At 56.9% G+C, this 19182-nt stretch carries 16 protein-coding genes and 1 tRNA gene; 11 read left to right on the forward strand and 6 right to left on the reverse strand.

What is annotated here, in order from left to right:
* The first annotated feature begins 40 nt into the window (after positions 1–40).
* From MLC70_RS14105 to MLC70_RS14145, 9 genes are all read left to right on the forward strand, one after another.
* On the forward strand, positions 41–2641 hold the full coding sequence (locus tag MLC70_RS14105) for a TRAP transporter permease (protein WP_248184824.1): 2601 nt from the start codon (positions 41–43) through the stop codon (positions 2639–2641).
* A 159-nt stretch (positions 2642–2800) separates the two neighbouring features.
* The gene (gene thrS / locus MLC70_RS14110) at positions 2801–4726 is read left to right on the forward strand and encodes a threonine--tRNA ligase (protein WP_248184825.1); all 1926 of its coding nucleotides are present in this window, start codon (positions 2801–2803) and stop codon (positions 4724–4726) included.
* Between the two features lie 2 nt (positions 4727–4728).
* Positions 4729–5265 (forward strand): translation initiation factor IF-3, encoded by a 537-nt coding sequence (gene infC / locus MLC70_RS14115; protein ID WP_248184877.1) that lies wholly within the window; start codon positions 4729–4731, stop codon positions 5263–5265.
* 95 nt (positions 5266–5360) lie between these two features.
* Positions 5361–5552, forward strand: a complete 192-nt coding sequence (gene rpmI / locus MLC70_RS14120; RefSeq protein WP_007151842.1) for a 50S ribosomal protein L35 — start codon at positions 5361–5363, stop codon at positions 5550–5552.
* Between the two features lie 50 nt (positions 5553–5602).
* Positions 5603–5956 carry a 50S ribosomal protein L20 gene (gene rplT, locus MLC70_RS14125; protein ID WP_248184826.1) on the forward strand — a complete coding sequence of 118 codons (354 nt, stop codon included), beginning with the start codon at positions 5603–5605 and terminating at the stop codon, positions 5954–5956.
* A gap of 152 nt (positions 5957–6108) precedes the next feature.
* A complete protein-coding gene (pheS, locus tag MLC70_RS14130) occupies positions 6109–7107 on the forward strand; it encodes a phenylalanine--tRNA ligase subunit alpha (protein ID WP_248184827.1) in 999 nt (332 codons plus the stop codon).
* Between the two features lie 59 nt (positions 7108–7166).
* Positions 7167–9539: a phenylalanine--tRNA ligase subunit beta gene (gene pheT / locus MLC70_RS14135; protein WP_248184828.1), complete on the forward strand. Its 2373-nt coding sequence runs from the start codon at positions 7167–7169 to the stop codon at positions 9537–9539.
* A gap of 4 nt (positions 9540–9543) precedes the next feature.
* A complete protein-coding gene (gene ihfA / locus MLC70_RS14140) occupies positions 9544–9846 on the forward strand; it encodes an integration host factor subunit alpha (protein WP_213476749.1) in 303 nt (100 codons plus the stop codon).
* The gene (locus tag MLC70_RS14145) at positions 9827–10192 is read left to right on the forward strand and encodes a MerR family transcriptional regulator (RefSeq protein WP_248184829.1); all 366 of its coding nucleotides are present in this window, start codon (positions 9827–9829) and stop codon (positions 10190–10192) included. Before ihfA ends, MLC70_RS14145 begins: the two co-directional genes overlap by 20 nt.
* Positions 10193–10297: 105 nt before the next feature.
* On the opposite strand, the gene MLC70_RS14150 is transcribed toward MLC70_RS14145, so the two are convergent.
* Positions 10298–10374, reverse strand: a tRNA-Pro gene (locus tag MLC70_RS14150).
* Between the two features lie 121 nt (positions 10375–10495).
* Positions 10496–12139 (reverse strand): FMN-binding glutamate synthase family protein, encoded by a 1644-nt coding sequence (locus tag MLC70_RS14155; protein WP_248184830.1) that lies wholly within the window; start codon positions 12137–12139, stop codon positions 10496–10498.
* A 200-nt stretch (positions 12140–12339) separates the two neighbouring features.
* On the opposite strand from MLC70_RS14155, the gene MLC70_RS14160 reads away from it, so the two are divergent.
* Positions 12340–13929, forward strand: a complete 1590-nt coding sequence (locus MLC70_RS14160; protein WP_248184831.1) for a BCCT family transporter — start codon at positions 12340–12342, stop codon at positions 13927–13929.
* A gap of 76 nt (positions 13930–14005) precedes the next feature.
* On the opposite strand, the gene MLC70_RS14165 is transcribed toward MLC70_RS14160, so the two are convergent.
* The 4 genes from MLC70_RS14165 to MLC70_RS14180 form a co-directional block, all read right to left on the reverse strand.
* The gene (locus tag MLC70_RS14165; protein ID WP_248184832.1) at positions 14006–14956 is read right to left on the reverse strand and encodes an alpha-L-glutamate ligase-like protein; all 951 of its coding nucleotides are present in this window, start codon (positions 14954–14956) and stop codon (positions 14006–14008) included.
* On the reverse strand, positions 14956–16476 hold the full coding sequence (locus MLC70_RS14170; RefSeq protein WP_248184833.1) for an inactive transglutaminase family protein: 1521 nt from the start codon (positions 16474–16476) through the stop codon (positions 14956–14958). The genes MLC70_RS14165 and MLC70_RS14170 overlap by 1 nt, the downstream gene beginning before the upstream one ends.
* Entirely contained in the window at positions 16473–17267 is a 795-nt protein-coding gene (locus tag MLC70_RS14175; protein WP_248184834.1) for an ATP-dependent zinc protease family protein, read from the reverse strand. Before MLC70_RS14175 ends, MLC70_RS14170 begins: the two co-directional genes overlap by 4 nt.
* A 168-nt stretch (positions 17268–17435) precedes the next feature.
* Positions 17436–17807, reverse strand: a complete 372-nt coding sequence (locus MLC70_RS14180) for a hypothetical protein (RefSeq protein WP_248184835.1) — start codon at positions 17805–17807, stop codon at positions 17436–17438.
* A gap of 86 nt (positions 17808–17893) precedes the next feature.
* On the opposite strand from MLC70_RS14180, the gene MLC70_RS14185 reads away from it, so the two are divergent.
* The gene (locus MLC70_RS14185) at positions 17894–19177 is read left to right on the forward strand and encodes a DNA recombination protein RmuC (RefSeq protein WP_248184836.1); all 1284 of its coding nucleotides are present in this window, start codon (positions 17894–17896) and stop codon (positions 19175–19177) included.
* Positions 19178–19182 lie beyond the last annotated feature (5 nt).

Raw genomic sequence — 19182 nt, forward strand, 5'->3', positions numbered from 1 at the left:
CTCTGGGGCGATTAATCTTTCATGTAGCAGGAATCTTTTTATGGCAACAAGCGACCCGGCTAACGGGGCTGGTGTAGATGGCGGCAAAGTAGAGCAGATTCTGCAGACCGAGACCGGAGGCAGGGCCGCCAGTGGTAATGCCGCGATTGTTCTTTTTATGGTTCCCCTGGTCTGGTCGTTGTTCCAACTCTGGATAGCGTCACCACTGCCATATATCTTCAATTTTGGATTGTTCAATTCCACCGAAGCGCGGTCGATACACCTGGCGTTCGCGGTGTTCCTGGCGTTCTCGGCGTACCCGATGATCAAGGGGCGGAATGTTAACGATGTTCCGTTCTATGACTGGATTCTGGCTCTGGTTGCGGCCTTCTGCGCATCCTACCTTTACGTATTTTACGAAGCCTTGTCGTCCCGCCCTGGCCTGCCAACCACCATGGACCTGTGGGTTGCCATGATTGGTCTGGTGCTGTTGCTGGAGGCGACGCGCCGTTCTCTGGGGCTTCCGCTGACCATTGTCGCCGGCGTGTTCATTACCTATTCACTTGCCGGCCCTTACATGCCCGATGTAATTGCGCACAAGGGCGTGAGTCTCAACAAGCTTGCGTCGCACCAGTGGCTCGGCACCGAAGGGGTGTTCGGGGTAGCGCTGGGCGTCTCCACCAGTTTTGTATTCCTGTTTGTGCTGTTCGGCGCTTTGCTCGAGCGCGCGGGCGCCGGCAACTATTTCATCAAGGTTGCGTATGCGGGGCTCGGGCACATGCGTGGCGGGCCGGCCAAGGCGGCCGTGGTGTCCAGTGGCCTGAGCGGCGTGATTTCCGGCTCCTCGATTGCCAACGTGGTTACCACCGGTACGTTCACCATTCCGCTGATGAAGCGTGTGGGCTTCCCCGCGACCAAAGCGGGTGCCGTGGAGGTGGCTGCCTCCACCAACGGCCAGCTGACACCACCGATCATGGGGGCCGCCGCCTTCCTGATGGTGGAGTATGTGGGTATTTCTTATCTGGAAGTGATCAAGCACGCGATTCTGCCGGCACTGATCTCCTATGTGGCGCTGATCTATATCGTCCATCTCGAAGCCTGCAAGCTGAACATGCAGGGCATGGAACGTCTGAATCGACCGACGCTGGCGCAGCGCATGCTCAATTGGGTCGTGCTTTTGATCGGGCTCAGCGTACTGACCCTGGCGGTATACTACGGCGTCGGCTGGACGAAGGCCTGGCTTGGCGACGCTGCGATCTGGGTCCTTGGGCCCGTTCTGCTGCTGGTGTATGTCGCCCTGGTTGCCTACGCCACGCGTTTCCCTGAACTGGAAATCGATGACCCGGACGCAGCGATGGGCGAACTCCCGGAGATGGGACCGACGGTTAAAACCGGTCTTTATTACCTGCTGCCGGTGGTGGTGTTGATCTGGTGCCTGACTGTCGAGCGTTTCTCGCCCCAGTTATCGGCGTTCTGGGCCACGCTGTTCATGATCTTTATCGTGATTACCCAGCGGCCGTTACTGGCATTCTTCCGAAAGCAGGGCGCGTTGTTCGATAACAGCAAGACCGGCTTCGTCGATCTGGTGCATTCGCTGGCCACCGGTGCTCGTAATATGGTGGGTATTGGCGTTGCTACGGCGACTGCGGGCATCGTGGTCGGTACGGTCACGCTCACGGGTATTGGTCTTGTGATGACAGAGTTCGTGGAGTTCCTGTCCGGAGGCAATCTGTTGCTGATGCTGATTTTCACCGCTGTCATCAGTCTGATACTCGGCATGGGGCTGCCAACCACGGCCAACTACATCGTGGTGTCGACTCTTATGGCTCCGGTCATCGTCACGCTGGGCGCCCAGAACGGCTTGCTGGTGCCACTCATTGCCGTGCATCTGTTTGTGTTTTACTTCGGTATCCTGGCGGATGATACGCCGCCCGTGGGGCTGGCGGCTTACGCCGCGGCTGCAATTTCTGGCGCAGACCCCATACGAACGGGTATTCAGGGCTTTACCTATGACATCCGTACCGCCATTCTGCCGTTCATGTTCATCTTCAACACCCAGTTGTTGCTAATTGGGCTGACCGGGTGGTTCGATTTGCTCGTCACCATTTTCGGTGCCGTTACCGCGATGCTGGTGTTTTCGGCCGCGACACAGGGCTATTGGTTTACCAAGAGCTACAAGTGGGAAAGCCTGTTGCTAGTGCTGATTACGTTCACAATGTTCCGGCCGGGATTCTGGTGGGACATGGTGTACCCGCCGACGGACGAGCGTCCCGGTGCAGAAATCATGGAGTATGTGGAGACCGTGCCCGCTGACGACAACATCGTCTTGAAAGCGTCGGGAATGTCGCTGGACGGCAGCGATGTCACCACCTACCTCAAACTCGAGATTCCCGCGGGCGATGCACCGGAAGAGCGTCTGATGGCGGCCGGCATCGAGTTGCGGCCTGACGGTGAGCGTATGGCCGTGGAATTTGTCGAGTTCGGCAGCCAGGCCGAAGATGCCGGGATTGGCTTCGGGTGGACCATTGACGCGGTTCAGGTAAAACTCGATCGACCGCCGAAGGAACTGATGTTCATACCGGCCCTGATGCTCCTGGGGCTGCTCGCCTTCGGTCAACTGCGCCGCAAAAGCCGGGAAGACGCGCAGGTGGCAACGGCCTGATCAATCCGGCTGTCTCGGAAAACCCGGCGTTAACCCGCCGGGTTTTTTTCTGGTAAACTCCGCAGCGAATGCGACCCGTGGTTTGTGTCACGTTGTGTCGCCACCATGTGATCTTTGGTACGGATCACCGCTGAGACCTTTGCGCGTTAGGAGCACATCATGCCTGTTATTACCCTGCCGGACGGCAGTCACCGCAGTTTTGCCGAATCTGTTACTGTTCACGACGTAGCTGCCGATATTGGTGCTGGGCTGGCCAAAGCCGCCCTTGCTGGCAGGGTTAACGGTAAGCTGGTGGACACCAGCTACCCGATCGAAGGCGACGTTGAACTGGCCATCATCACTGAGCGCGATGAAGAGGGAGTGGACATTGTCCGTCATTCCACCGCTCACCTTCTGGCCATGGCGGTGAAAGAGCTGTTCCCGGCGGCCCAGGTCACCATCGGCCCGGTTATCGATAACGGCTTCTATTACGACTTCAAGTTCGACCGCCCGTTTACCAATGAAGACCTCCAGCGCATCGAAAAGCGCATGGAAGAGCTGGCAAAGCAGGATATCCCGGTTTCCCGTTCGGTCATGTCCCGGGAAGAGGCGGTGAAGCTGTTCGATGATATGGGCGAGGAATACAAAGTGCGCATCATTGAGGACATCCCCGGTAATGAGGATCTGTCTTTTTACCGTCAGGGTGATTTCATTGATTTGTGCCGCGGCCCGCACGTGCCCAGTACCGGCAAGCTGAAAGCCTTCAAGCTGACCAAGGTAGCCGGCGCCTACTGGCGGGGCGACACCGGCAACGAGCAGCTTCAGCGGGTGTATGGCACTGCCTGGGGCAACAAGAAAGACCTCAAAGCCTACCTCCACCGACTCGAAGAAGCGGAAAAGCGGGATCATCGCAAGATCGGCAAGAAGCTCAACCTTTTCCACATGCAGGAAGAAGCCCCCGGCATGGTGTTCTGGCATCCGGACGGCTGGTCGTTGTACCAGGAAATTGAACAGTACATGCGTCGCAAGCAGCATGACCACGGGTACCAGGAGATTCGTACACCCCAGGTGGTCTCCCGGGCGCTGTGGGAAAAGTCCGGGCACTGGGACAAGTTCAAGGACGACATGTTTACCACTGAGTCCGAAAAGCACGACTACGCAATCAAACCGATGAACTGCCCCTGCCACGTGCAGGTGTTTAACCAGGGCCTGAAGAGCTACAAGGAGCTGCCTCTGCGCTTGGCGGAGTTCGGCTCCTGTCACCGAAATGAGGCGTCCGGCGCCTTGCATGGCCTGATGCGGGTGCGTGGGTTTACTCAGGACGACGCGCACATTTTCTGTGAGGAAGACGCGATCCAGCAGGAAGTCTCGGCGTTTATCGAGATGCTCCACGAAATCTATAAGGATTTCGGCTTCACTGAAATCCTGTACAAGCTGTCGACTCGGCCGGAAAAGCGCGTTGGCTCCGACGAAGTCTGGGACAAGGCAGAGGCTGCTCTGGAAGAAGCGCTCAACCGCGAAGGTGTGGATTGGGAATTGTTGCCGGGGGAGGGCGCATTCTACGGTCCGAAAATCGAATTCTCCCTGAAAGACTGTATCGGCCGGGTGTGGCAATGCGGTACCATTCAGGTCGACTTTTCAATGCCGGGCCGCCTTGGCGCCCAGTATGTGGCAGACAATTCCGAGCGCAAGACGCCGGTCATGCTGCACCGCGCGGTGCTCGGGTCGTTCGAGCGTTTCATCGGTATTCTGATTGAAGAATACGAAGGCGCATTCCCCACCTGGTTGGCACCAACCCAGGTTGCGGTCCTCAATATCACCGATAATCAGCGTGATTATTGTCAGAATCTGGCGAAAAAGTGGGATTCTTTGGGCTATAGGGTTAATGCTGACTTGAGAAACGAGAAGATCGGCTTTAAAATCCGCGAGCACACTATTAATAAAGTTCCTTTTTTGATTGTTGTCGGAGACAAGGAAATCGAGAACAACGCCGTTGCGGTGAGAACCCGCAAAGGTGAAGATCTGGGAACTATGTCGCTTGAAGCGTTTGAACAGCTGCTGGCTGATGACATTCAACGCAAGGGCAGAACCAAAACGGAGAGTTAATTATTAAACAGCGAGCGAACCGGGGTCGTACACCAAAGGCACCAATCAATGAGAATATCGATGCAACTGAAGTCCGTCTGATCGATGCCGAAGGCAATCAGGTTGGGGTTGTTTCGATCGAAGAGGCGATAAGGCTGGCTGAAGAAGCCACTCTAGATTTGGTGCAGGTTACGGATTCCGATCCGATCGTCTGTAAGATAATGGACTACGGCAAGAAGGTCTTCGAAGACAAGAAGGCCAAAGCGGCTGCCAAGAAAAAGCAGAAGCAGACGCAGGTCAAAGAGCTTAAGTTCCGTCCAGGAACTGAAGAGGGGGATTATCAGGTCAAACTACGCAACCTGGTACGTTTCCTTGAAAACGGGGACCGCGGCAAGATCACGATTCGTTTCCGTGGCCGTGAGATGGCACACCAGGAAATCGGTATGAAGCTCATGGGTCGGATTGAAACGGACATCGAAGAGATTGCAACGGTTGAGATGCGGCCGAAAATGGAAGGCCGGCAGATGACCATGATTGTGGCTCCCCGCAAAAAGAAGTGAACCTGATCGGGTGATGATCCCCCGCGACTGCGGGGGATTTGTCGTTCAGGGGCACATTTTGTTTTATTTAAAAATAGAATGCGGAGTTTTAAAAAATGCCTAAGATGAAAACCAAAAGCGGAGCCACCAAGCGGTTCAAGAAAACCGCCACTGGCTTCAAGCACAAGCAGTCCTTCACCAGTCATATCTTGACCAAGAAAAGCCCCAAGCGTAAGCGTCAGCTCCGCGGTACCAAGCTGATTGCCAAGTCTGACGTGGCTTCCATCAAGCGTATGACGGCGTGCTGATTCAGCCGCTAACCATTCCTGAAAAGGTTTAAAGGTAGAAGGATTAAAGTATGGCTCGTGTAAAACGTGGCGTGGTAGCACGTCGTCGTCACAAGAAGATTCTCAATCAGGCCAAGGGTTATTACGGAGCGCGTAGCCGCGTCTATCGTGTAGCCAAGCAGGCGGTTATCAAAGCCGGTCAGTACGCATACCGCGACCGTCGTAACCGCAAGCGCGCATTCCGCGCCCTGTGGATTGCCCGTATCAACGCGGGTGCCCGCGCCAACGGCCTGTCCTACAGCCGTCTGATCGCTGGTCTGAAGAAGGCTAACGTTGAGATCGACCGTAAAGTTCTGGCCGATCTGGCCATGAACGAGCAGCAGACTTTTGCTGCCGTAGTTGAGAAGGCCAAAGCGTCCCTGTGATCGCTTAAGCTCTTTCATCGATTACTGATCGATCCGGGCGTCCCCATGTGGTCATGGAGACGTCCTCTAATAGGGGAAGGGCGCGCTCTTCCCCTATTTTTGTTTACAGAGATTTGTTTTCGTACTCCCATTTCTGGTTTGGAGCAGGGTCAATGGAAAACCTGGAGCAACTGGTTCAGGACGGGTTGGCTGCGGTAGAAGGCGCCGACAGCTTGCAGGCACTTGATCATATTCGAGTTGAATACCTTGGCAAGAAGGGTGTTATTACCCAGCAGGCGAAAACCCTGGGCAAGCTTTCCGCGGAAGAACGCCCTGCTGCCGGCCAGAAAATTAACGAGGCCAAGGGTCAGGTTGAGCAAGCCATCAATGCCCGCCGTTCCGATCTGGAGCGTGTTGCGATCGAGCAGAAGCTGGCCGGTGAATCCATTGATGTAACGTTGCCGGGCCGCGGTCAGGACCTGGGCGGCCTGCACCCCGTCACCCGCACCCTTCAGCGTATTGAACAGTTCTTCGCCCGCGCGGGTTATACCGTGGAACAGGGCCCGGAGATCGAGGACGATTACCACAACTTCGAAGCCCTCAATATTCCCGGCCACCATCCGGCCCGCGCCATGCACGACACCTTCTATTTTAATCCCGGCACCCTGCTTCGTACCCACACCTCACCGGTACAGATCCGCACCATGGAAGCGGGCAAGCCCCCGTTTCGCATGATCTGCCCGGGGCGGGTGTATCGGTGTGACTCGGATATGACCCATACCCCCATGTTTCACCAGGTGGAGGGCTTGCTGGTTGAGCGGGATGTCAGCTTTGCCGACCTGAAAAGCACCGTTGAGGAGTTCTTGCGGGTGTTTTTCGAGCGCGATCTGAAAGTCCGTTTCCGTCCCTCATATTTCCCGTTCACCGAACCTTCCGCGGAAGTGGACATCGAGTGGGGTCGGGAGGCCGACGGCAGCATCAAGTGGCTGGAAGTGATGGGCTGCGGCATGGTGCACCCGAAAGTATTCGAACATTGCGGAATAGATGCCGAGGAATACCGTGGCTTTGCCTTTGGTCTGGGGGTGGAGCGCCTGGCCATGCTGCGCTACGGCGTTAACGATTTGCGCATGTTTTTCGAGAACGACCTGCGCTTTTTGCGCCAGTTCCGTTAAACCGCTTTTCACGGCAACCGATCTATCCGGCAAAACCGCATCAGGACAAGGCAAATACCATGAAATTCAGTGAGCAGTGGCTGCGCGAGTGGGTAAACCCGAATCTCAATACCCAGGCATTGATGGACCAGATCACTATGGCAGGTCTGGAGGTGGACGGTTTCGAGCCGGTGGCAGGCCAGTTCCAGGGCGTGGTGGTCGGTGAAGTCGTTGGGGTAGAGCCTCACCCGGATGCTGACAAACTCCGTGTATGCCAGGTGAGCAACGGCACCGACACCGTACAGGTGGTTTGTGGTGCGCCGAACGTGAGAAGCGGACTCAAGGTACCGTTTGCCGAGGTGGGCGCGACGCTGCCGGGCGACTTCAGAATCAAGAAGGCGAAGCTCCGTGGCCAGCCTTCCGAGGGCATGCTGTGTTCTGCCGCCGAGCTGCAGCTGTCAGAGGACCACGAGGGCCTGATGGAGTTGCCGGCGGATGCGCCGGTGGGCAAGTCACTCAGCGAATACCTGAAGCTTGATGACGTCACCATTGACGTGGATCTCACCCCAAACCGCGCTGATTGCCTGTCGATCCGGGGTATTGCCCGGGAAGTGGGGGTGCTGAACAGCCTGGTTGTGGACATGCCCGAGATTGCGCCGGTAGAAGCGGTGCACTCGGAAGTGCCTAACATCTCCGTCAAGGCGCCCGCTGGCTGCCCCCGTTACCTAGGCCGAGTTCTGCGCAACGTGAACCTTGAGGCGGAATCGCCGCTGTGGATGCAGGAGAAGCTGCGTCGTTCCGGTATCCGTTCCATTGATGCCGCCGTGGACGTGACCAACTACGTTATGCTCGAACTGGGCCAGCCCATGCACGCGTTCGATCGTGATCGAATCAGCGGCGGCATCGTGGTCCGGATGGCGGAGCAGGGCGAGAAGCTGGTTCTGCTCGACGGTCAGGAAGTGGCGCTGACAGCAGATACACTGGTTATTGCCGACCATGAAAAACCTGTGGCCATCGCGGGTGTGATGGGGGGTGAGAACTCCGGTGTTAATGCGGGCACCCGGGATCTGGTCCTCGAATCCGCCTACTTTGACCCCATTACTCTTGCTGGCAAGGCCCGTCACTACGGTTTGCACACCGATGCCTCCCACCGCTTCGAGCGGGGTGTTGACTATCAGCTAGCGCGAGACGCTATGGAGCGATGCACGTCGTTGTTGATAAGCATCGTCGGTGGTGAGCCGGGTGACGTCGTGGAAGTCATCAGTGACACGCACCTGCCGGATGCCAGAGTGATCGACCTCCGGGAGGGGCGCCTGGCGGACGTTCTCGGTCTCGCCATCGACCGCACCACCGTCGAAGAGATTCTCACCCGGTTGGGTCTTCACATCGACAAGCTGCTGAAAGACGGTTGGCGCGTCAGTGTGCCGTCGTTCCGTCCGGACCTTTCCATTGAGGAGGATCTCATCGAGGAAGTCGGGCGTATTTTCGGTTACAACAATCTGCCGGTCACCGAGCCTGTGGGTGCTCTCGGCCTGCGCGTGCAGGAAGAAGCCGTGCGCCCGGTTTCTGCGATCCAGAACTATTTCGTGGCCTGCGGTTACCAGGAAGCGATCACTTACAGCTTCGTGGATCCCAGGGTTCAGCAGCTTATCGATCCGGATCGTGAAGGGATCGCGCTGGCGAACCCGATTTCATCGGATCTGTCAGTGATGCGCACGAGCCTGTGGAGCGGACTGCTGAAAACGGTCTCCCACAACCAGAACCGCCAGCAACCGCGTATTCGGCTGTTCGAAACCGGCTTGAGATTTGTGAAAAACGGCGCTGGTATTGATCAGCAGCCCATGCTGGCGGGTGTCGTGGTCGGCGGTCAATTGCCTGAAAACTGGGCAAACGGTCGCAGAAACGCCGATTTCTTCGATGTAAAAGGGGAGTTGGAAAGCCTGTTCCGCCTGCTGGGGATCCAGGTCGAGTGTAGCGCCAGCCAGCATCCGGCATTGCATCCGGGGCAAACGGCGGAACTGGTCCGGGATGGCGAACGCGTCGGCTGGTTTGGCACGTTGCACCCACAAGTTCAGAAAAATCTTGAACTTAATGGCACGATCCTGATGTTTGAGCTATTCTTGGAGTCGATCGTTTCGGGATATGTGCCTAATTTCAAAGAAATTTCAAAATTTCCGGAAGTTCGGCGAGATTTGGCTATTATTATCGGGAGCGATGTGGCGTTTGCGGATGTTGAGCGTGTGGCGAAACAGCACGCCGGTGAGCGCCTGACGGCCTTGCGCGCGTTTGATGTTTATGAAGGTGAAAGCCTGGGTGAAGGTAATCGGAGCCTTGCCCTCAGCCTGTTCTGGCAGCATCCCGAACGCACGCTCAATGAAGAAGAAGTGCACTCGCTCTTCAACGGTGTTATCGACGCGCTGAAGGCGGAGCTGGGAGCAACATTAAGGAGTTAAGCAGATGGCGGCTTTGACGAAAGCGGAAATGGCCGAGCGCTTGTACGACGAACTGGGCCTGAACAAGCGCGAAGCAAAGGAAATGGTGGAAGCTTTTTTCGACGAAATCAGAGGCGCACTCAGCCATAACGAACAAGTGAAGTTGTCCGGATTCGGTAATTTTGACCTGCGCGACAAGAAACAGCGGCCGGGACGTAACCCGAAAACTGGTGAAGAGATTCCTATTAGTGCGCGACGCGTAGTGACGTTCCGACCAGGTCAAAAACTAAAACAGAAAGTAGAGACGTATGCTGGAACCGAGTCATAACAACGAGCTGCCCACCATTCCGGGCAAGCGCTATTTCACCATCGGTGAAGTCGCTGAGCTGTGCGCGGTAAAAGCGCACGTCCTGAGATACTGGGAGCAGGAGTTTCCGCAACTGTCGCCGGTCAAGCGCCGGGGTAACAGGCGTTATTATCAGCGGGCAGACGTGATTACCATCCGTCAGATTCGCAGCCTGTTGTACGACCAGGGCTACACCATCGGCGGCGCGAAGCAGAAGCTGAGCAGCCACGAGGTCAAGGATGATACGTCCCAGTACAAGCAGCTGATCCGTCAGATGATCACTGAACTGGAGGATGTACTGGACGTGCTGAACGCGCCATTGCGCTGATGACGAAGAGCACATAAAAAAACCGAAGGTGAGCCTTCGGTTTTTTTATGTCTGAAGACGAATAAAGCCCGGAACCTTGCGGTACCGGGCTTTATTCAGGGATTTTGGTCGGGACGGTAGGATTTGAACCTACGACCCCTTGCACCCCATGCAAGTGCGCTACCAAGCTGCGCCACGCCCCGAAACGCTAATCCAGACTGTTAAACAACCAAAGATGGGAGTTATCTCAGTGGCTTAGCGGGAGCGAAGTCTACACCAGCCCAAATCAAAAATAAACAGCGTTTTGCCATTTTGCCTCAAATTTTAGCGCAGCTTGGTGTCGCGCAATTGCAGGACGAATTCCGGCGCCCCGAAGGTGTGTGGGTCAGCGTCCGGCCAGTACTTGTCGAAGACCAGAAGCCCGGTTTTTCCCTCCAGAAGGGCGCCCGGCGCGAGGAAGGGCAGCAAGTCCATATAAGACTGCACTTCTGTTTTCGAGGTACGCTGAATAATGTGCTCAGGGCCCAGTTCGGAGGGGTGACGCAGTCCGGAGGCTTCCAGCAGGTTCTGCAGGGCGTCCAGTGTGTTCTTGTGGAAGTTGAATACCCGTTCGCTCTTGTCCGGCACGTCCAGTTTGTTGCCCCGTCTGGGGTCCTGTGTGGCCACGCCGCTCGGGCAGCGCCCCGTGTGGCAGTTCAGGGCCTGGATGCAGCCCAGCGCAAACATATAGCCCCGGGCAGAGTTGCACCAGTCGGCCCCCAGAGCCAGTGTGCGGGCGATATTGAATGCCGAGGTGATCTTGCCGGCAGCGCCAATGGCAATTTCGTCCCGGAGGTGGGTGCCCACCAGTGTGCTGTGAACCAGCAGTAAGGCCTCTTTCATCGGCATGCCGAGCCGGTTAATGAATTCCAGGGGTGCCGCACCGGTACCGCCTTCACCGCCATCCACCACAATAAAGTCGGGCTTCAGCCCGGTCTTGAGCATGGCTTTGACGATGGCAAACCATTCCCAGGGGTGACCGATGGCGAGCTTGAAGCCAACGGGCTTGCCGCCGGAGAGCTGCCGTAAGCGCTCGATGAATTCCAGCATCTCCACGGGGGTGCTGAATGCGGAATGACTGGCCGGAGAAACCACATCCTCTCCCTCGGCAACGCCACGGGCTTCGGCAATCTCTGGTGTAACCTTTGCGCCGGGCAAAATGCCGCCGTGGCCGGGTTTTGCGCCCTGGGATAGTTTGAGCTCTATCATTTTCACCTGATCGAGGGTGGCGTTGGCAACGAACATGTCCTCGTTGAAACTGCCGTCCGGGTGCCGGCACCCGAAGTACCCGGAACCGATCTCCCAGACCAGGTCGCCACCGGGTTGGCGATGGTAGCGGGATATCGAGCCTTCACCGGTGTCGTGGTAGAAATTCCCTTTGCGCGCGCCGGCGTTCAGACTGAGGATCGCGTTGGCGGAGAGTGAGCCAAAGCTCATGGCCGAAATATTGAAAACGCTCGCGCTGTAGGGTTGGGCACACTGCTTGCCGATCACGATGCGGAAGTCGTTGTTGGGTAATCGGGTCGGGCTCAGAGAGTGGTTCATCCACTCATAGCCCTCGTCGTACATTCCGAGTTGAGAGCCGAAAGGGCGCTTGTCGAGTACGTTCTTGGCCCTTTGGTACACGATGGTTCGCTGTTCCCGGGAAAACGGTCGCTCCTCCGTGTCGGACTGAATGAAGTACTGGCGGATTTCCGGTCCAATGGATTCAAGGAAATAGCGAACGTTAGCAAGAATCGGATAATTGCGGCTTACCGTGCGTTTGCGCTGTGTGACGTCCCACAGGCCCAAGGCCGTCAAAACCCCAAATATCAGCGGCAGCAGGTACCACCCCTGAAGATAAACCGCCAGGGGAAGGGTGATGAACAGTCCTGCTATGCTCAGCGCAAACGCGCTATATCTGACCGGGAACGTGGTGGTTTTCTCCATGATTTCCTCTGTTATCCGTTGACTATCTCCGCGCAGTGTAACGAACTACGGCTTGCACTGTCGTTCAGACTCCCGCTCCGACTGGGTCGACCGTGTCAAAATCACGTCTTTGATGTTTTGAACTCAAAACATTAGACTTGCTTTTTCATGACCATTGAACCTTAATTTTCAGTAATCCATCCGCACAGGAGGCTCCAAACGTGGGCGACGTTGTAAAAGACGAGTACCAGACGGATTACGTCGCAGGCCAGGATAATATAAATCCTTTCGGCCTCGACCTTCATGCACCGGTATTCCCGATAACGGCGATACTGGTGGTTCTGTTCGTTATCGGAACGCTGGTTTTCCCCGGCGAGTCGAAAGACCTGCTTGATGGCACCAAGCTCAGCATCATCGAATCGTTTGACTGGTTTTTCCTGCTGAGCGCCAACGTGTTTGTGGTGGTGTGCTTCGCTTTGATCTTCATGCCGGTGGGCAAGATTCGGATCGGGGGTATGGACGCCAAGCCTGAATTCTCGACAATGTCCTGGTTCGCTATGCTGTTTGCCGCGGGCATGGGCATCGGCCTTATGTTCTGGGCCGTAGCTGAGCCGGTTGCCTACTACACCGGATGGTATGGAACGCCATTCAATACTGAGGCGAATACCCCTGAGGCGCTGGACATGGCCATGGGCGGTACCATGTATCACTGGGGCTTCCACCCCTGGGCGATCTACGCCATTGTGGCTCTGTCACTGGCGTTTTTCGCTTACAACAAAGGTATGCCGCTCACTATCCGCTCCGCCTTTTTCCCGCTGCTGAGGGACCGGGTCTGGGGCTGGCCGGGCCACATCATTGATGTGCTGGCTGTGGTTGCCACCATTTTCGGTCTGGCGACCTCGCTCGGGTTCGGTGCCCAACAGGCGGCTTCCGGTCTTGATTACCTGTTTGGCATTTCGTCCGGCATCAACACCCAGATGGCCATCATTACCGGTGTGACTGCGGTCGCGCTGATGTCGGTGCTCCGCGGCCTGGACGGCGGCGTGAAGATTCTCAGTAACTTCAACATGGCGCTGGCCGGTATTCTGCTCTTTTTCGTTATTTTCGCCGGCCCGACCATGGCGATCATCGAGACCTTGTGGGTGACTTCCTCCACCTACGTGGCCAACATAGTTCCCCTGAGCAATCCGTTCGGTCGTGAGGACGAAACCTGGTTCCACGGCTGGACTGTGTTCTACTGGGCGTGGTGGATCTCCTGGTCACCGTTCGTAGGCATGTTCATCGCGCGGGTGTCCAAGGGTCGCACGGTTCGTGAATTTGTCACCGCGGTACTGGTCATCCCGACTCTGATCACCGTGGTGTGGATGAGTGCTTTCGGTGGTACCGCTCTGGAGCAGATTCAGCAGAATGTCGGTGAGCTGGCAGCGAACGGCCTGACGGACGTGCCGCTGGCCATGTTCCAGATGTTCGAGGGCCTGCCGCTGACCGGTATCATTTCGTTTATTGGCATTGTGCTGGTGCTGGTGTTCTTCGTGACATCTTCGGATTCCGGCTCGCTGGTGATCGATAGCATCACCGCCGGTGGCAAGACGGACGCACCGACTGCACAGCGTGTGTTCTGGGTAGTCATGGAGGGCGCTATCGCGGCTGCCCTGATCTTCGGCGGCGGTGCTGACGCCCTGGGTGCCATTCAGGCCACAGCCATATCCGCTGGCCTGCCGTTCACGGTCATACTGTTGATCATGACCTGGGGTCTGTTGAAGGGCCTTACCCATGAGCGAAAATTGCTGATGGCGGAAGGCAAGCTGTAACCCGCAGCTTTGTCTGACACAAAAAAACCGGAGCAGTTGCTCCGGTTTTTTTGTGTCAGAACGCGCGTTTAGCCCGTTAGCGACGGCTGGCGAAGATTTCCATGGCGTAACGCGCTCTGGCTTCCGGTGTGAAGTGGTGTTTCTTGAGGTTCTCGATCGCGTTCAGTCGCGGCAGCAGGCCGCGGCCATTGGCCATCTGAATGGCCAGACCAGGGCGGGCGTTCAGTTCCAGCAGCAGTGGACCCTCGTTCGCATCCACAACCAGATCCACACCCATGTATCCGAGCCCGGTGGCTTCGTAACAGCGCGAGGCCATGGTCAGCATCTCTTCCCAATCTGCGATGTTGATGTTCTCCAGGGCGAGCCCGGTATCCGGGTGCAGGGTAATGGGCCGGTTGAACTGTACCGAGTTAAGGCTCTGTCCCGTGCCGATGTCCAGGCCGACCCCTACGGCGCCCTGGTGCAGGTTTGCCTTGCCGTCAGAGGCTTTGGTGGCCAGTCTCAACATGGCCATCACCGGATAGCCCTGAAAGATGATGATGCGGATATCCGGCACGCCCTGAAACGAATACTTGGCGAGGCCCGGCACAGACTGCACCAGGCTCTCTACAATGGCGACATCGGGCGTCCCGGCGAGTGAGTAGAGGCCGGCGAGAATGTTGGACAGGTGGCGTTCCAGAAAGGCGGCTGGCACACGCATACCGGAGGCCTTGACGAATTCGTCCTCATCACGGCCGGTGATGACAGTGATGCCTTTGCCGCCGGAGCCTTTGGCGGGCTTGATGGCGAAGCCGGTCAAGTCCTCTGCCATGTCGCGAAAGTGGGGGATTTCGTGCTGCTGACGCACGACCTGCAGCAGCTTGGGCGTCTTGACGCCGTACTCCGCCACGACAAGCTTTGTTTTCAGCTTGTTGTCTACCATCGGGTAGGACGTGCGTTCATTGTACCGGGAAATGTAATCCACATTCCGACGGTTCATATTCAACATGCCCAGGCGTGTGAGGGCGCGGGGTGAAATCCAGTCCATCAGTCGTACACCTTCATCGGCGTGAAGCGCCGAAGCTCACTGAGCTTGTACCCGGTGTACTGACCCATCAACAGAATCAATCCCAGCACCACGAAGTGCAACTCGGGGAAATTGAAGGTCAGGTGGCGTGACAGGGGCGCGTCCATCACCAGGAATGCGCAGACCGCCACAAACAGGCTGCCCGCACCCTGAACGAGCACCTCGTGGGCGCCTTCTTCTTCCCACAGAATGGACATGCGTTCGATGGTCCACGCAATAATCACCATCGGGAAGAAGGTCACGGTCATGCCAGTGTTAAAGCCCATATGATAGCCGGCGATACTCAGCCCGGCGGTGATGAAAATCACCAGAATAATCAGCGCGGAAATCCGCGATACCAGCAACAGATTGAGGCTGGACAGATAGCCGCGCATCAGCAGGCCGATAGCGACCACTGACGTGAACGCGATGAGCCCGGGCACCAGAGTGGTCTGGACAAAGGCGACGGCAATCAGCACGGGCATGAAGGTGCCGGAGGTGCGAATACCGATCACGATTCGCATGAAGGCAACCATCAAGGCGCCCAGGGGCAGCAGCAACAGCATGCGGAACATGCTCTGCTCCTCAATCGGCAGTTGGTACAGGCTCAGGAAACCCAGGCCGTTCTTTTCCGATTGCATGGCGGCCAATTGCAGTGCCGGGATGGTCTGACGCAGGATCGAGAAGCTCACATTAGAGCCGTCGCCCCCCACCACGTCCAGCAGCGACTCTGCGCCTTGGCGCCACAACAGTATGTTCTCCGGGAGACCCTGCTCGGCGGTTCGGGGATCAAAGGTCAGCCATTCCTCATTATTGTAGATCTGAAGGTAAGGGGTGAGAGCCTGGCGGCGGCGGGCGTCCTCAAGCTTCAGACCGTCAGCTGTGCGGGCCGGAATGCCGGCGTGGTTCAGCATCCGTACCAGCAGGTCCAGATAGTTGGTGCCGGCGACCAGAAGCGTGGTGTTCTGGGCCTGGTCATCTTCCGGCTGCATCAGGCGGATCAGTTCCCGCGTCATGCTCTCCGGAGTGCTGGAGCGCTCTTCGGCCTGTTGCAGGATTTCCCGCACGGCGGTGGCCTGGGGCTCTTCCCAGAATATGGCGATCGGCTTCGGTGCGCGCCGGGGCCTGTCGCGGTTGGCGTTGGGATCCGGGATGAATTGCGCCTTGAAGTACAGGGTCTGTTCACCGAGTACATTACGCTTGGACCACTCCGCGCGGCGACTCCCGCTTTTATCGACGACCGAAAACCCGTAACCGGGAGAGGCTGCCTGCTCCGACAGGATACGGAAGCCCGGGGACTGCTCCGGGATGTTCAGGCTGGCAAGCACAGGCTCACCGTTGGCCTCGAAGTTGATTCTGGCTTCCACCATCCACACCGGTTGTTGCTCACCGGTCAGCCATGGAATGCCCAGTTCAATATGCCGCCAGGTGGCGATGGAGATGCCAGCCACAATCAACAGAACGATGGCGGCAAAGAACGGAATGCGGGATCGTGCGGTCACGAGTCATCCCCGTTTTTCTGGGTGAGTGATTCCGGAAGTTCGGTGGCGAACTCTTTGCCGACATCAATCAGCATGACATCCCTGAGGATATTACGTCCGATCAGGACGGTGTGTGTCAGGTGGCTCCGGTTCGTCAGCGTGAATTCCGCGACTTGCTGGTGATCCCCAATGGCAAACTGAAGCTCGACCACCACGCGGCGGTCGGCCTCATCTGCGCTGCTCTGAATCACTTTCACCCTGCGGGAAATTTCCTTTTCCATGGTGACGAGATCTTCCGTACCTGGCACCGGCACATCGAAGCGAACCCAGTTATTGCCATCCCGCTCAAAGCGGGTGATGTTCCGGGCATCGAGCGATGAGGTTTCGGCGCCGCTGTCGATGCGGGCGTCATAAACCAGTCCAGGTCCGGCCAGATAGAACTTTTCGAGCTCGCCTACGATCACCTTACCTTTGAGCCGGTCTGCACGGCCTTTGGCCTGGGTGTCCCGAGCTGCAGGCGGACAGGCCCGCTGCGGCACCACCGGGCAGGTCGGTTTCTCGATTTTCTGCTCGATCGCTTCCAGGATCGTCTTGGTGGATTCGCTGTTGGCCTCAACGATTTTCCCGTGGCGGGCGTGAGCGTTGCTTTCCATGGTGACCAGTGTGGCCCGCTGAATCTGCACCGCCCCCTTCAAATCATCAAAATTGTCCTTGGGCACCATCAGATATCGATTCGCTGAACAACCGGTAAGCACAATCGAAAAAGCGAAGACAGCCAGTAGCTTCCCGCAACCAAAACGCTTTGAAAACATTTAAAACCCCTGAGCCTGCGAACCCTCAATTTACCCGCTTGGGCTCGCCGTTATGACCTGCAAACAAATGCAGTAAGATACTTGCTGCAGGAGTATACAACAACCGATCTGTGTGTTCGCTTTACAGTTGGTTAAGGGTAAGAATATTTTACGATTTTGGGGAGGATGTCAGGGTTCGTTAACGAAGTGGTGGTGTCCCAGAACATCCTCGGAACGCAGATACTCCTGAATGACCGGCGAGCAGTTCAGATAGAACAGTAATAGCTCCCTTTGGACGTCCTTATCCTGAATGCGTGCGGCATAGCGAATCAGCTCCCGGATCGCTTGATCGCCGGTGTCGCCGGAATTGTCGAAGGTCTTGCCATAGCGGCTCTTGAGCAGTTGGGTCAGACGCTCAAGGTGAAATTCTCCGGTGTGGGTGATGTGTGGCAGGAGCCTGAACCCCGCGCTGCCGCGGGCATCATGACCGGGGTTCTGAGCGCCAGCATAGCCAGAGCGCGAGAATTCCGATCCCAGTTTTCTCCAGAGTTCTTTTAACATGATGACTACCTGGACAGAACACATCGTTGTTTTAGTTTATATTACCGTCTGAGTCCATAAGTGGACGCAGCGCACAGGAGGATAACGTGCCCGAGGCCATTGCAGAAACCATCCGGAATCAACCCGGCATCGTCATTGTTATTGCCGCCCTGTTGTTGTTGGTTGGTTTGCTGATCATTCTGCTGCTGCGCAACAGCCGTGGGCAGATTGCCCGACTGGAAGCCGAAAATGCGGAACAGGCCCGCAAGCTTGATGCGCTGGTAGCGGAGCTGGGAGATGCCCGTATGGCGCTGCGGGAGCATGAGGTGACGCTGGCTTCCGAGCGGCGGGCCACGTCCGAGAAGGTCGCGTTGCTGGAGCGCAACCGGGATGCCCTGAAGCAGGAATTCGAGAATCTGGCGAATCGTATTTTCGACCAGAAAAGTGAGCGGTTCAGCCAGCAGACCCGCACCAGTCTGGATTCATTGTTGAATCCGTTCCGGGACCAGTTACAGGACTTTCGCAAACGGGTGGAGGATGTGTACACGTCGGAAACCCGGGACCGGCAGGCCTTGCGAAGTGAAATCAAATCGTTACAGGACCTTAACCGACAGATCACCGAAGAGGCTGCTAATCTTGCCCGCGCTTTGAAAGGCGACAAGAAGATCCAGGGTAACTGGGGGGAGCTCATTCTGGAGCGGGTGCTGGAGCGTTCCGGCCTGCGCAAGGGCGTTGAATACGAAACCCAGGGCAGCTTCCGCGACAGCGACCACCAGTTGTTGCGACCCGATGTGATTGTGAACCTGCCGGACAAGCGCCATCTGGTTGTGGACTCCAAGGTGTCGCTGGTGGCCTATCAGCAATGGGTCAATGAAGAAGACGATGCGGTCCGAGGCGATCATTTACGCCAGCATGTGGACGCCGTTCGCACCCACATCCGCAGTCTGAGCGAGAAGGATTACAGTCAACTCAACGGCCTTCACTCACCGGATTTTGTGTTTCTGTTCATGCCCATTGAGCCGGCCTTTGTGGCGGCGTTTCAGCAGGACGAGAACCTTTTCGCAGAAGCTTTTGAGCGAAAGATTATTGTAGTAACACCGACCACCTTGTTGGCCACGCTTCGGACCATCGAGAATATCTGGCGCTATGAGCGCCAGAGCCAGAACGCCCGGCGGATTGCAGACCGTGCCAGCGCGGTCTACGACAAGCTGCGGGTCTTCGTGGAATCCATGGAGAAGCTGGGCACGCAGCTGAATACCGCACAGGGCAGCTACGATGCGGCCATGAACACCCTGACCCGCGGGCGGGGGAATCTTGTGTCACAGGCCAACCGCTTTGTAGAGCTTGGCGTTCGTGTTAAAAAAGAAATCGCAGACAATCAGCAGGAGTAGAGGCG

The sequence above is a fragment of the Marinobacter goseongensis genome, assembly GCF_023156235.1.
In the GTDB taxonomy this organism is placed as follows: Bacteria; Pseudomonadota; Gammaproteobacteria; order Pseudomonadales; family Oleiphilaceae; genus Marinobacter; species Marinobacter goseongensis.